12 protein-coding genes are annotated in these 13,146 nt (G+C 51.5%); 5 read left to right on the top strand and 7 right to left on the bottom strand.

Going from position 1 to position 13,146, the window contains the following annotated elements:
* Window positions 1-27 precede the first annotated feature (27 nt).
* Entirely contained in the window at window positions 28-2,418 is a 2,391-nt protein-coding gene (locus tag GF617_RS05000) for a glucose/quinate/shikimate family membrane-bound PQQ-dependent dehydrogenase (RefSeq protein WP_203451218.1), read from the bottom strand.
* Between the two features lie 205 nt (window positions 2,419-2,623).
* Between GF617_RS05000 and hpt the strand changes: the two genes are divergently transcribed.
* The gene (hpt, locus tag GF617_RS04995) at window positions 2,624-3,160 is read left to right on the top strand and encodes a hypoxanthine phosphoribosyltransferase (protein WP_181622281.1); all 537 of its coding nucleotides are present in this window, start codon (window positions 2,624-2,626) and stop codon (window positions 3,158-3,160) included.
* A gap of 102 nt (window positions 3,161-3,262) precedes the next feature.
* Here hpt and can read toward each other — a convergent pair whose 3' ends face one another.
* The gene (gene can / locus GF617_RS04990) at window positions 3,263-3,925 is read right to left on the bottom strand and encodes a carbonate dehydratase (RefSeq protein WP_181622282.1); all 663 of its coding nucleotides are present in this window, start codon (window positions 3,923-3,925) and stop codon (window positions 3,263-3,265) included.
* Between the two features lie 107 nt (window positions 3,926-4,032).
* Between can and GF617_RS04985 the strand changes: the two genes are divergently transcribed.
* The 4 genes from GF617_RS04985 to GF617_RS04970 all read left to right on the top strand — a co-directional run bounded on the left by GF617_RS04985 (window position 4,033) and on the right by GF617_RS04970 (window position 7,586).
* On the top strand, window positions 4,033-4,959 hold the full coding sequence (locus GF617_RS04985; RefSeq protein WP_181622283.1) for an ABC transporter ATP-binding protein: 927 nt from the start codon (window positions 4,033-4,035) through the stop codon (window positions 4,957-4,959).
* Complete coding sequence (locus tag GF617_RS04980; RefSeq protein WP_203451217.1) at window positions 4,956-5,726, top strand: ABC transporter permease; 771 nt, start codon at window positions 4,956-4,958, stop codon at window positions 5,724-5,726. The genes GF617_RS04985 and GF617_RS04980 overlap by 4 nt, the downstream gene beginning before the upstream one ends.
* A 108-nt stretch (window positions 5,727-5,834) precedes the next feature.
* The gene (locus GF617_RS04975) at window positions 5,835-6,275 is read left to right on the top strand and encodes a PTS sugar transporter subunit IIA (protein ID WP_181622285.1); all 441 of its coding nucleotides are present in this window, start codon (window positions 5,835-5,837) and stop codon (window positions 6,273-6,275) included.
* 63 nt (window positions 6,276-6,338) lie between these two features.
* Entirely contained in the window at window positions 6,339-7,586 is a 1,248-nt protein-coding gene (locus GF617_RS04970; protein WP_181622286.1) for a polysaccharide deacetylase family protein, read from the top strand.
* A gap of 1 nt (window position 7,587) precedes the next feature.
* On the opposite strand, the gene GF617_RS04965 is transcribed toward GF617_RS04970, so the two are convergent.
* The 5 genes from GF617_RS04965 to GF617_RS04945 are packed head-to-tail and all read right to left on the bottom strand — an operon-like array spanning window position 7,588 to window position 13,136.
* Window positions 7,588-8,685 carry a fimbrial protein gene (locus tag GF617_RS04965; protein ID WP_203451216.1) on the bottom strand — a complete coding sequence of 366 codons (1,098 nt, stop codon included), beginning with the start codon at window positions 8,683-8,685 and terminating at the stop codon, window positions 7,588-7,590.
* Between the two features lie 16 nt (window positions 8,686-8,701).
* Window positions 8,702-9,325: a fimbrial-like protein gene (locus tag GF617_RS04960; protein ID WP_203451215.1), complete on the bottom strand. Its 624-nt coding sequence runs from the start codon at window positions 9,323-9,325 to the stop codon at window positions 8,702-8,704.
* Between the two features lie 28 nt (window positions 9,326-9,353).
* A complete protein-coding gene (locus tag GF617_RS04955; RefSeq protein WP_203451214.1) occupies window positions 9,354-9,908 on the bottom strand; it encodes a fimbrial protein in 555 nt (184 codons plus the stop codon).
* Window positions 9,909-9,935: 27 nt separating this feature from the next.
* Window positions 9,936-10,517, bottom strand: a complete 582-nt coding sequence (locus tag GF617_RS04950) for a fimbrial protein (protein WP_203451213.1) — start codon at window positions 10,515-10,517, stop codon at window positions 9,936-9,938.
* Between the two features lie 30 nt (window positions 10,518-10,547).
* A complete protein-coding gene (locus GF617_RS04945) occupies window positions 10,548-13,136 on the bottom strand; it encodes an outer membrane usher protein (protein WP_203451212.1) in 2,589 nt (862 codons plus the stop codon).
* Between the last annotated feature and the right edge of the window lie 10 nt (window positions 13,137-13,146).

Below are 13,146 nucleotides of genomic sequence, written 5' to 3'. Positions count from 1 at the left end.
ACGGCAACCGAAGTTACCGTTTTGCGTTTATTTTGCTTCGTCAGGTAAAGCATACGCGACGATATAGTCACCCATCTTCGTTCCAAACGAACCGTGACCCCCCGCAGAGATGACAACATACTGCTTGCCATTCACTTCATAGGTCATCGGCGTGGCCTGCCCACCCGCAGGCAAGCGGCCCTGCCACAGTTTCTCACCGTTGGTCATGTTGTACGCGCGCAGGTAGTTATCTGCGGTTGCCGCGATGAACAGCACGTTACCGGCGGTAGAAATTGGGCCACCCAGCATTGGCATACCCATATTGAACGGGACAGGAACCGGCATCGGGAATGGCATGCTGTCCTGTGGCGTACCAATACGTTTTTTCCACACAATCTGGTTAGTTTTGAGATCCAGACCGGAAATATAACCCCAGGCTGGCTGTTTACACGGCAGACCGAACGGAGACAGGAACGGGTTCAGAGTTACGCCAAACGGTACGCCATACTGCGGCTGAATACCGGATTCAGTCCCAGTACCTTTTGCGTCTTTCGGTGGCTCCATCGGGTTGCCCGGACCTCGTGGGATCAGCTTAGAGACGAACGGCAGTGCCATCGGGTTGGCAATCGCCACCTGACGGTTCGGATCAACGGAAATTCCGCCCCATTCGAACATTCCCAGGTTGCCAGGGAAGACCAGCGTGCCTTGCTCAGACGGTGGTGTGAAGATGCCTTCATAACGCAACTGATGGAACATCACGCGGCAGACCAACTGGTCAAACATGGTGGCGCCCCACATGTCAGCACCGCTGAGGTCTTTCTTCGGACGGAAGCTCAGGTCAGAGAACGGCTGCGTTTTGCTGACGTAGTCGCCTTTTGCTGCACCCTGAGGAACCGGTTTTTCCGGGGCAGGGACAACCAGCTTACCGTTGCTGCGATCCAGCACAAAAATGTTGCCGGTTTTCGCCGGAGCATAAATCACCGGAACGGTTTTGCCGTTAACCGTGATGTCTGCCAGCGTCGGCTGGGAAGGCATGTCCATATCCCACAGATCGTGGTGAACGGTCTGGTAACTCCATGCCAGTTTACCGGTGGTCGCATTCAGCGCCACGATAGCACTCGCGTAACGCTCCTGCTCTGGCGTGCGGTTACCGCCCCAGATATCCGGCGTGGTCACACCCATTGGCAGATAGACCAGATCCAGCTTCGCGTCATACGCAGCCGGAGCCCAGGAGTTTGGAGAGTTAAAGGTAAAGGTGTGTTCATCCGACGGGATCGCATTAGGATCTTTCGCGCCCGGGTCGAAGGCCCACAGCAGTTTACCGGTATTCACGTCAAAACCACGGATAACGCCAGAGGTTTCACGGGTAGAGAAGTTATCCGTTACCGAACCGGCAATCACAATCGTTTTATCGGTGATGATTGGCGGAGATGTCGGCTCATACAGACCCGGCGTGGTGTCCGGCATATTGGTCTGCAGATTCAGGATACCTTTGTTGGCAAAGGTTTCGCACAGTTTGCCGGTTTCGGCGTTAATGGCAAACAGACGACCATCATTGACCGGCAGCATAATACGACGTGGGCAATCCGCGACAACATCCGGGCTGGCGTTATCGGCGCGCGCTTCATGGTAAGAAACTCCGCGACAGGTCACATGCTGGAATGAGGTGTTGGTGTTCAACTGCGGATCGAAGTGCCATTTTTCTTTCCCGGTAGCGGCATCAAGCGCGAACAGACGCTGGTGTGCCGTACACAGGTAAAGCATGTCGCCCACTTTAATTGGCGTGACTTCGTTGGTCAGTTCGCCGGGATCGTTTGGCTGCTTCAGGTCACCCGTTCGGAAGACCCAGGCTTCTTTCAGGTTCTTAACATTATCCGCATTGATTTGCTTCAGTGGCGAGTAGCGCTGACCTTCCTGATTACGACCGTATGCTGGCCAGTCGCCATCTGCAACCTGAGAGATCGCTGCAGCAGGCGTGGACTCGGTGTTCAGTGTGCCTTTAATTTCCTGCGGGTCGTTGAATCCGGCCCAGGTCAGGATGCCGCCGCTGATCAGCAGTGCCACAACCAGGGCGGAGACTGCACCGCTGGAAGGCACAAGCAGACGACGCCAGACGAATGGCAGGATCAACCAGATGCCAAAGAAGACCAGAATGTCACTGCGCGGCGTCAATGCCCAGAAGTCGAACCCGACTTCCCAGACGCCCCAAATCATTGTTGCGAGGAGTAATGCGGCATAGAGCCACAGTGCTGATTGCTTTCTACGCAAAAGCAGGACGGTTACACCCACCATAACCAGACCCGCAATTGGGTAGTACCAGGAGCCGCCAAGTGCGACCAGCCAGACGCCACCGATTAACAAATACAGCGCGCAGAAGGCTGCGAACGCCGCTGTTAATGTCACCAGTAGACGTGGCTGTTGAGATTTTGTTTCAGCCATAGAAAAGTACTCATCAGTTTGTTAATTATTTGCTAGCAATTAATTATAGGTATTAACAAGTGTGATCGGAATCACAAAATTTGCTTTTTGTAACTCATACTCCAGGGCTATCCATTTACTGGTATACTTGCGGGCTTGTGAATTAATGCCGGACGCAGGTTGATCCGCATTGAGAGATTTGTCTTAAAATCATATGGTTAGTAATATGAAACATACTGTTGAAGTGATGATCCCGGAAACCGAGATCAAAGCGCGTATCGCCGAACTGGGTCGTCAAATCACCGAACATTACAAAGACAGCGGCAGCGAAATGGTGCTGGTTGGTCTGCTGCGTGGTTCATTTATGTTCATGGCAGACTTGTGCCGTGAAGTGCATGTGTCCCATGAAGTCGATTTTATGACCGCCTCCAGCTACGGCAGCGGCATGTCGACCACCCGTGATGTGAAAATCCTGAAAGACCTGGATGAAGATATTCGCGGCAAAGATGTGTTGATCGTAGAGGACATCATCGACTCCGGTAACACACTCTCTAAAGTGCGTGAGATCCTGAGCCTGCGTGAGCCTAAATCTCTGGCAATTTGTACTCTGTTGGATAAACCAACCCGCCGTGAAGTGAGTGTTCCGGTCGAGTTCGTTGGTTTTTCCATTCCGGACGAGTTTGTGGTGGGTTACGGCATTGATTATGCGCAGCGTTATCGCCATCTGCCGTACGTGGGTAAAGTGGTCTTGCTGGACGAGTAATATTGGCAGGGTGCGGCCTGATGTCCTCACCCCGATCCTTTCTTTCTCTCGACGAAAGGGTGAAAAGAGTGCCCCGATAAGTGTTCGCTTTCGGGGCTTCTTTTATTTGTGGTTCACGTGTTTGAGCTTCAGGTTGGCAATCCCGGAACGGTAGCGCTGTTCCAGGGTTTCACGGTTTGTGGCGGTGACTTCGAGGTTACGCAGTAACCCGTCATGAATTCCGTATGCCCAACCATGTACCGACACTTTTTGCCCGCGTTTCCACGCGGATTGCATAATGGTGGAGTGTCCCAGGTTATAGACCTGCTCCATAACATTAAGCTCGCACAGTGTGTCGAGACGACGTTCCTGCGGCATTTCGCCCAGCAGTGAGCTATGTTTGAACCAGATATCGCGAATGTGCAGCAGCCAGTTATCGATAAGCCCCAGTTCAGGGTTTTCGACAGCCGCTTGAACACCACCGCAACCGTAGTGACCACAAATAATGATGTGCTCAACTTCTAACACGTCAACGGCATACTGAACGACAGAAAGGCAGTTGAGATCGGTATGAATGACCAGGTTAGCAACGTTACGGTGTACGAACAATTCTCCGGGTTCGAGGCCAGTCAGGCGTTCAGCAGGAACACGGCTGTCAGAACATCCAATCCATAGAAAGCGTGGATTCTGCGCTTGTGCCAGTTTCTCGAAAAATCCGGGATCTTCTTCCACCAGCATTTTTGACCATAGTGCATTGTTGCTGATGAGTGTATCTATGTCATTCATGGAGGTTAACGGCCTGTAACCGAGTGATTGCGTTGCGCTACTATAGGGTAACCCGACTTTTAATGAAACCACACAACGTGTGTCAGAACTATAGGTAAGTCTAATTCATGGCTATTGCACTGGAGCTTGAACAGCTTAAAAAAACCTATCCAGGCGGCGTTCAGGCGCTCCGCGGGATAGATCTCAAGGTCGAAGCGGGGGATTTCTACGCGCTTCTTGGGCCGAATGGGGCGGGGAAATCGACCACCATCGGCATTATCAGTTCTCTGGTCAATAAGTCCTCTGGCCGGGTCAGCGTGTTTGGCTACGATCTGCAAAAAGATGTGGTCAACGCCAAGCGTCAACTGGGCCTGGTTCCGCAGGAGTTCAACTTCAACCCGTTTGAGACGGTGCAGCAAATTGTTGTCAACCAGGCGGGTTACTATGGTGTTGAGCGTAAAGAGGCGGTTGAACGCAGCGAAAAATACCTTAAACAGCTCGATCTGTGGGAAAAACGTAACGAACGTGCGCGGATGCTTTCCGGTGGGATGAAGCGCCGTTTAATGATCGCCCGTGCACTGATGCATGAGCCAAAGTTGTTGATCCTCGATGAACCAACCGCGGGTGTAGACATTGAGCTTCGTCGCTCAATGTGGGGTTTCCTTAAGGATCTCAACGACAAAGGGACGACCATCATTCTGACCACCCACTATCTCGAAGAGGCGGAAATGCTCTGCCGTAATATCGGGATTATCCAGAATGGCGAGCTGGTGGAAAATACGTCGATGAAAAGCCTGCTCTCTAAGCTGAAATCCGAAACCTTTATTCTCGATCTTGCGCCGAAAAGCCCGCTGCCGAAGCTGGACGGGTATCAGTATCGCCTGGTCGATACGTCAACGCTTGAAGTGGAAGTCTTGCGGGAGCAGGGGATTAACAGTGTGTTCTCGCAACTGAGTGCGCAGGGCGTGCAGGTATTAAGTATGCGTAATAAAGCGAACCGGCTGGAAGAGCTGTTCGTCTCTCTGGTGCACGAAAAACAAGGAGACAAAGCATGACGCATCTTTACTGGGTCGCGCTGAAAAGCATCTGGGCCAAAGAGATTAACCGCTTTATGCGTATCTGGGTGCAAACCCTGGTTCCACCTGTCATCACAATGACGCTGTACTTTATCATTTTCGGTAACCTGATTGGTTCGCGCATTGGCGAGATGCACGGGTTTACCTATATGCAGTTTATTGTGCCAGGCCTGATCATGATGGCGGTTATTACCAACGCCTACGCCAACGTGGCCTCGTCGTTCTTTAGCGCCAAGTTCCAGCGCAATATTGAAGAGCTGCTGGTGGCGCCTGTGCCAACGCATGTGATCATTGCCGGATATGTTGGCGGTGGAGTGGCGCGTGGCCTGTGTGTTGGGATTCTGGTAACGGCGATCTCACTGTTCTTTGTGCCATTCCAGGTGCATTCATGGTTGTTCGTGGCGCTCACACTGCTGCTGACGGCCATTTTGTTCTCGCTGGCTGGCTTGCTGAATGCTGTGTTTGCCAAAACCTTTGACGATATCAGCCTGATCCCGACTTTTGTGCTGACACCGCTGACCTATCTCGGCGGGGTGTTCTATTCCTTGACGCTGCTGCCGCCATTCTGGCAGGCACTCTCGCACCTTAACCCGATTGTCTACATGATCAGCGGCTTCCGCTTTGGCTTCCTCGGAATTACCGATGTGCCGCTGTTTACAACGGTAGCTGTGCTGGTGGTATTTATCTTCGCCTTTTATCTGCTGTGTTGGTATTTGATCCAGCGTGGGCGTGGTTTACGTAGCTGATCATCATGCCCGGCGGTGTTTTGGCTGCCGGGTATTTTTCTTTGACAGCTATCACCGACCGTTAATCATCACTTCGCTACACTACTCGCCTGCTAAGGAGAGACGTTTATGCTGGGATGGGTGATTACTTGCCATGATGAATATGCGCAAGATATGTGGGTAAAGCTTGAAGCCAGATTTGGCCCCCTGGTGCAATGCCGTACGGTGAATTACTGGCGAGGGTTGAGTACTAATATGCTCGGCCGGATGATGTGCGATGCCTTACATGAAACTGACACCGGTGATGGCGTTATTTTTCTGACCGATAAGTCTGGTGCTGCACCTTACCGCTCTGCGGCACTGTTAAGCCATAAACACGACAATTGTGAAGTGATCTCAGGCATCAGCCTGCCATTGCTTGAGACAATGTATCCTCTACGCGGCGAATTAAGCAGTGCGGCGTTTCGTAATACCATCGTGGAGCAGGGTATGGCAGGCGTTAGCAGCCTGTGGCATCAACAGCAGAAAAACCCGCCTTTTGTTCTGCTCCACGAGCTGTACAGGAATTAAACATGGGCATTGATGTCACTTTTGCTACAATGACATCAGTTTTTTCGTGCCGATAAAGACCTGATGCTTACGCGTATTGTTTTCCTGCTTTTGCTGCTTATCTCCGGCAGCGCTTCAGCCAGTTTGTTAAGTCAGCAAGGACTGCCTGCTCAGTATATGCAAACCACCGAAGATGCGGCGATTTGGGCGCAGGTGGGGAATGAGGTGGTCAACGTCGGCAATGTGCGAGCTGGACAGATTATCGCCGTTGTGCCTACTGCAGCCGATTATTACGAATTCCGTTTTGGCTTTGGAACCGGCTTTATCGACAAAGGTCATCTTGAAGCTGTTCAGGGAAAACAGCGTGTAGAAGATGGTCTGGGCGATCTCAACAAACCCTTAAGCAATCAAAACCTGATCACCTGGAAAGATACCCCAGTCTACAACGCGCCAAACAGCGGTAGCGCGCCATTTGGTACGCTCAGCAGTAACCTGCGTTATCCCATCCTGAATAAGCTCAAAGATCGCCTGAATCAGACCTGGTTCCAGATCCGTATCGGTAATCGCCTGGCGTGGATAAGCAGCCTGGATGCTCAGGAAGACAACGGTATTCCTGTCATTACCTATCACCATATTTTGCGTGATGAAGAGAACACCCGTTTCCGCCATACCTCTACAACAACCAGTGTGCGTGCGTTCAGTAACCAGATGACCTGGCTTCGGGATCAGGGTTATACGACGTTGACCATGTATCAATTGGAAGGGTACGTACGTAACAAAATGAATCTGCCTGCGAAAGCCGTGGTGATTACTTTTGACGACGGCCTGAAGTCGGTGAGTCGCTACGCGTACCCCATTCTGAAAGAGTATGGTTTTAAAGCGACGGCATTTATTATCTCGTCGCGGATTAAGCGCCACCCGCAGAAATGGGCGCCTAAATCGTTGCAGTTTATGAGTGTTTCAGAGCTGAAAGAGATTCAGGATGTGTTTGATATCCAGTCACACACCCATTTCCTGCACCGTGTGGATAATTATCGCCAGCCTATTCTTCTCAGCCGTTCTTACCACGTTATTTTGTTTGATTTTGAGCGCTCACGGCGCGATCTGGCCCAGTTTAATCCGCATGTCCTTTATCTGTCTTACCCGTTTGGCGGCTATAACGACAAAGCCATAAAAGCGGCGAACGATGCGGGTTTCCATCTGGCGGTCACAACGGTGCGGGGAAAAGTGAAGCCGGGGGATAATCCGTTCTTGCTGAAACGTCTGTATATCTTAAGAACGGATTCGCTGGAGACCATGTCGCGGCTGATCAGTAATCAGCCGCAAGGGTAGGTTATTGGTAAGACAAAATAAAGGTGGCAGCGGTTTTGAAATCACCTGATTTCACGGGCGTGCCATCACCTAAAACCTGTGCGCTAAAGTTAAAATAAGTAATTCTTGTCCAGTCATCACTTCGCGCGTAAGGAACATTGACCATACCGCCGGGGTCCATCTGCACGTTATAGTCCGTGTTCATGATCTTCACTGCCACACCAGATGCACTCCCGGCGCTTTTCCCGAGTAAGTTATACACTCCGGCTGGTGGAAGGTATTTGCTGGTCATCTTTATTGACGCAATAGTCGCATTACAGTTCTGCGTATTAATGGTAAAGGGAACGGCCCTGGCGCTATTTCTCTTAATATCACTGACGAAGTAGGTTCCTAAATTAACATTATTACCTGATACCGCACTGCCGCCCAGTTGGCCTATATCGCAGGTCATCACCGGGAAATCAAATTGCAGGGTACTATCGGTGATAATGATATTAATTTCCGGCTGGCCCGGTGAGCCAATGCGCCATGTTCCCACTTTTCCAGCCAGAGAATGGCCGGTTCCACCTTTTGCGGGTTTAAAATCGGGGGCCTGCCAGTAGTTTATTTTTATTAACCAGTTGTGATCAGCGGTCTCCCAGGGATATCCGCTCTGTGAGGGAAACGAGTTGGTATACCCTCCTGGTGCAAGCAGAGGCAAAACAACATCGCTGTGGTTGGTTCCGCAGCCGTCACCTGTGCGGCATATTAACGTGACGGAGTAGTAGATCCCCGGCACGCTGGTTTTGAATAAGGCTTCTCCCGCAGTACCTTTGTACTGCGTGCTTATCAACTCCGGGCTGGTGGTAAAGTTGACGCCGTTGTTCCATGGGGATTCTGATTTACAGCCAATCGGGTCACCTCCTTTTAAAGGGAGAACGTAACTAAAACTTATCCCCATATCCCGAGGGGATGGAATTGCACCATTAACTATTTTGTCTTTAACATTCGGTGTCGCGGTATAGGGAATGGTGTAATCCCCCGCAGCACTCCTTTCAATATAACAACTTTGATCGGCGAACACGGGTTTCACAGCCGCCAGACAAAAAAGGCTGGAGAGCAGCAGTAGCCATTTTCTCATTACATCTCCTTGTAATTTATTCATAGGTTACGCTCACCAGTACATGGCTGGTGACCCGGCCCGCAGTGACACTTCCTGTATTCTGGTAACGGGCGGTAAATTCATACTGCGTTAGGTACGCGTAGTTTTGCTGTTTTGAGGTGACGTCATAGACCACGTCGGAACTGCCATTTTGCTGTAAAACGTTTTGATGTAGATCTGCGGAGAAGACGACAATACCGACATTTTTAGCGCCGGTGGAGGACTGCTCAAGATCGTTTGCGAAGACCTGATTATTCCCTTGTGCCAGAACACCGGATTGCGGCCGAAAACTGAAATGCAGTTTGCTGGCAGCGCCTTTGTCGTAGTCTTCACAGTCGATGACCTTGATGGCAAATTTAGTTCCACCCGCTTCCTTCGTTGCAGTGTATTTGTCACTACCATCCGCATTAGAAAACCAATCTCTTGGCACAACCGGTAACAGCACCTGACCGCCATTTGATAGGCCGATCTTGCAGGTATTGGCAATGATGTTCGCTGTCAGTTTGATATTCATGCCGGCGTCATCTGCCCACGCAGGGGCAGATGACAATCCGAATGAGAGCGCTGCCAGCAGCAGCGGCAGCCTGTATTTTTTTAAAGATAAAGAGGAGTGTTGCATTATTAAGCTACCGCCTGCCAGTGGTTCATTACTGGTATGTAATCAGGAAGGTCACCGGCGAGGTGACAGCACCAGTGGTGACATTGCTGATGGTCTTGCCATCGGCAACCACAATACGTGATGTCAGGTCATAGGTTCCCGCACCTGAGGTCATCGCGACGTTTTTAGTCTGCGGGGTGGTGCAATTCAGTTGTGTTCCTGATGGCGTTTTACCCTGCCAGATTTCGAATGCGGTCGCGTTGTTAGCACCAAAATTCGTACTGCCAGCGGCGGAACAACTGCTTCCCGCACCGGCTGTTGCCTGAACATCTGCGGATTTCACGCCAGCACAACTGCTGAACACAATCTTAAAGACTTCAGCCCGGGTTTTGTTCGAGAGGTCAGATTTAAAGACATCGCCAAAACCAATTTCGGTGGCAGGCGCACCTGCTGCATTTTGCACCTGGGCGCTACAGGTCCCGGCTTCAATGGTCGTGACAAAAGTGGCCTGAACACTTGATGTGCCCGTAATGGCAGCAAAAGCAACCGAAGAGAACAACCCGAGGCAGGCAGACAGCGCGATAATTTTCGTTTTCAGTTCCATTATTAAAGACTCCGTATTTCTACCTGATTAATCGTAATAAAAGTTGAAGGTGGCGACGGCACTAAACTGACCCGTTGTAGAACCACCGGCCTGTGTTTCAACGAGTTTGGCTCTCAGAGGCACTTCTTTGCTGGTGATTTCACCCGCTGTCCAGACCAGGCGCTTTTGATCGTCGGTTGAGTTGATTTCAAAAGGTGCTGTTGGGGCTGATACGCGAGCAATACTGACAGCTGTATAGTCCGCGCCTCCGGAGGTCCTGCTCACGCTGTTGACAATAGCGCTCTTCACGTACCCGGAAGCGGAACCGCTCACCGTGGTTTTCAGTGAAGTCAGACTTGACGGGCACTCAACAATTGCCAGCTTGAAGTCTGCGGTGGCGGTTCCTGCTGCGACGTAGTCCTGACGAACTTTGCCGCCGGAGCCTATGGTGATGGTGTTGTTTTTTCCATTACCCGTGCCGCCAACGATTTTCATGTCGCAGGTGGTTTCACGAATATTGGCTGTAAAGGTCACATCCAGGTTTGTCGCAGCCTGAACCGCGCTGCTTGCTGTAGTCAGTACCGTTGCTGCAAAAATACAGCGAACGAATTTGTTGGGTATTAACATCATTAACTCATGCTCCTTGTTGAAAATAGCTCATTACATCCGGCAGGTCTGGCCTGGCAGCAGCGTGGTCAGACCCGCTTTTTGTGCGCCCGGCAGGATCTGGTAACTCACGTGACATCGACTCTCCTTGCCGCTTCCCCAGACCACAGTAAGTGTTCCTTTCTCGTCGACACCGCGTACGTAGGCTTGGCCCGCCTGACCGACGCTGCCGACTGACTCACCTTTATCGTTGAGTACATCTGCCCCCAGAGGGATAAAACCTTTGTCTGAGCGTTGAAGCTCAATAACGGCTGAACGTCCTTCGTCGGTTTCAAAGTTAACCAGCACGATTGAACCACTGCGTGGAATGGCGATGGAGCTGGTGCTCTTCACCTCCACATCGGCTTTTAAGGTGCTGGTATCCAGCCCAACGCGGTTTTCACGATATGCAGAGAGATACGGCATGATGGCGTAGCCAGAGTCACCAATTTCCCCGTCGCCGTTGTTTAAGCGTGCACCTTTTGCGCCACTGGCCTTGACCAGTGCGAGTGAGTCGGTATCACTGATGCTGCCCGGAGCGAACGTCAGGCCACCGGAGTGCAGCAGCATGCCGCCGCTGTAGCTGGCAGAGTATTGCTGCTGGTTGTTATCCGTCACCGAAGCCGAAAGGCTGAGCGGCCCATGTGGGCTGTTGTAACTGCCGTAGCCACCAATCTGATTAATGGTGCTGTCATCCCCGCGGTTAGTGCTGGTTGTGACGCTGTAGCTAAAGCGACTGTCCTGCGAGTTTCCACTTGCGGTGGTATTGAGGCTGGCATTACCGCCAAAATCGGAGCTCAACCCCATATTGACGCTGGAGAAGCCCGCCGGGCGCTTGCCAAACCCGAATAAGGCATCAAATGGCAGGCTGATATTGATATAGATGCTGTCGTCTTTGTCGCCCGTTTCATCGTAAGAGCGTTGCAGCGAGACGCTGTAGCTTCCGTAGGTAAAGCTGTTGCTGTAACCGGCGGTATAGCTGGCGCTGGATTTGCTGCCATCCCAGTAGTCCTGCCAGCTTCCATTTACGTACATCGACCCATAACTCACTTTGTTATGCGCCAGCGGCTGGCTAACGTTAATCTGTACCTGGTTTTTCATACGTTTGAACGTGCTGTAAACGTCATTGCTGGTACTGCCAGGTTTGAGGTTGCGATCCTGGTATTTCACACGATCTGCCAGCGAAGCGGCATCGCGCAGACTCAGGTAATCCTCCGTAGAGAAGCGGTACGCGGCGACGTTTAGCGAGGTATCTGTCGCGGATAACATCTTGCTGTACGACAAGCGATAACTCTGCCCGGAAAGCGTGCGTAGCCCATCGATGTCTGCTCGTGAGTGGGTAACATCAAACGCAAATGCACCTACTTCGGTATTCATCGCCAGACCTGCCAGCCCGGCATAGAAACCGGTGTCCATATATTGCAGGCCGGTATATCCCGTGAAGATGTTATTCAGCCCGTAATACAGGGTGGCGTAGGCCAGCCGTGGTGAATCGTGAATGGACTGGTCGTGTAATTCACCCGCACCGATATCCCAGCGAGCAAAGCCAGGACGCAGCATTTGGCTCACTGAAGAGTAGGGCACTGAAAATGAACGTTTACTGCCATCGGCTTCTTCAATCGTCACCAGCAGATCGTTACCGTAACCGGTGGTGCTCAGATCGGAAATCTCAAACGCGCCAGGCGGTACTGAGGTCTCGTAGATCTTGTTGCCGCTTTGCGTTATGGAGACGCGGGCATTGCTGTTGGCCACGCCACGGATCACCGGCGCATAGCTGGAGAGGCCATTTGGCAACATACGGTCGTCGTTATACAGACGCAGACCGCGCAAGCTGACGGAATCAAACGCGTCGCCACGCGTATACGAGTCGCCCATCAGCATCTGGGCTTTCAGTGGGGTAATGTCTCGCTGCAGGTAGATATCCTGGCTGGCGTAATGGCTGCCGTTGTCGGAATCCCAGTTCAGGTTGCCGCGCGAGCGAAAACGCCACGGCCCCATGTTCAAGCCGTAGCGTAAGCCTGCATAGGCAGTATCCGTTGTGCTGCCAGTGCCTTCACTTCGCCAGGCGTTGAGATCGTAGGAGAGCATCGCCGCAGAAATACCACTGTCCCACAATGAAGGATCGACATATCCCTCTGGCAGTTTAAGGACATACAGCTGTGGGATCGTGAGATCCAGCTCCTGGGTCGCAGGATCAAATGTTGCTGTTGCTCCTGAAAAGGCTTTTTCAATCGCAATACAGGTTTCATCCGTAATATCGGGCGTTTTCTCCAGCGATTCCGTATTAATGCCCATCTGTTTGAGCGCTAATACGGTAAAGCACGGCGTCGCGCGAGGCGTGCCATTATCTTTAAATTCAACGTCACTGGTCATTTTGGGTTTCCCGTTGACGTTGATTTTTGTGCGGTATTTTCCGGGTAACACCGGGTTGCCGTGACTAAAACGGCTGACATCAACTTTACTGCCAGTATTAAATAAAAACTGATCGTTAAATTCGACTTCATCCGTCCCCATCGTTACCGGGGATTGAGAATCGGCAGCTACGGCGCATAGCGGAATCGCCGCGCTTATAGAAAGGCACAGAAATGAATGTCGAAAAATCATAATAATCCTG

The organism is Lelliottia sp. RWM.1 (genome assembly GCF_016859735.1).
Classification (GTDB): domain Bacteria; phylum Pseudomonadota; class Gammaproteobacteria; order Enterobacterales; family Enterobacteriaceae; genus Enterobacter.
The sequence above is the reverse complement of the archived record's forward strand: the minus strand, read 5'-3'. Positions and strand labels throughout refer to the sequence as shown.

Excerpts from the sequence above, each read along its gene's own strand:
- GF617_RS04965 (WP_203451216.1), bottom strand. The coding sequence starts at position 8,685 with ATGAGAAAATGGCTACTGCTGCTCTCCAGCCTTTTTTGTCTGGCGGCT.
- GF617_RS04960 (WP_203451215.1), bottom strand. The coding sequence starts at position 9,325 with ATGCAACACTCCTCTTTATCTTTAAAAAAATACAGGCTGCCGCTGCTG.
- GF617_RS04985 (WP_181622283.1), top strand. The coding sequence starts at position 4,033 with ATGGCTATTGCACTGGAGCTTGAACAGCTTAAAAAAACCTATCCAGGC.
- GF617_RS04970 (WP_181622286.1), top strand. The coding sequence starts at position 6,339 with ATGCTTACGCGTATTGTTTTCCTGCTTTTGCTGCTTATCTCCGGCAGC.
- GF617_RS04980 (WP_203451217.1), top strand. The coding sequence starts at position 4,956 with ATGACGCATCTTTACTGGGTCGCGCTGAAAAGCATCTGGGCCAAAGAG.
- GF617_RS04955 (WP_203451214.1), bottom strand. The coding sequence starts at position 9,908 with ATGGAACTGAAAACGAAAATTATCGCGCTGTCTGCCTGCCTCGGGTTG.
- GF617_RS05000 (WP_203451218.1), bottom strand. The coding sequence starts at position 2,418 with ATGGCTGAAACAAAATCTCAACAGCCACGTCTACTGGTGACATTAACA.
- hpt (WP_181622281.1), top strand. The coding sequence starts at position 2,624 with ATGAAACATACTGTTGAAGTGATGATCCCGGAAACCGAGATCAAAGCG.
- GF617_RS04950 (WP_203451213.1), bottom strand. The coding sequence starts at position 10,517 with ATGATGTTAATACCCAACAAATTCGTTCGCTGTATTTTTGCAGCAACG.
- GF617_RS04975 (WP_181622285.1), top strand. The coding sequence starts at position 5,835 with ATGCTGGGATGGGTGATTACTTGCCATGATGAATATGCGCAAGATATG.
- GF617_RS04945 (WP_203451212.1), bottom strand. The coding sequence starts at position 13,136 with ATGATTTTTCGACATTCATTTCTGTGCCTTTCTATAAGCGCGGCGATT.
- can (WP_181622282.1), bottom strand. The coding sequence starts at position 3,925 with ATGAATGACATAGATACACTCATCAGCAACAATGCACTATGGTCAAAA.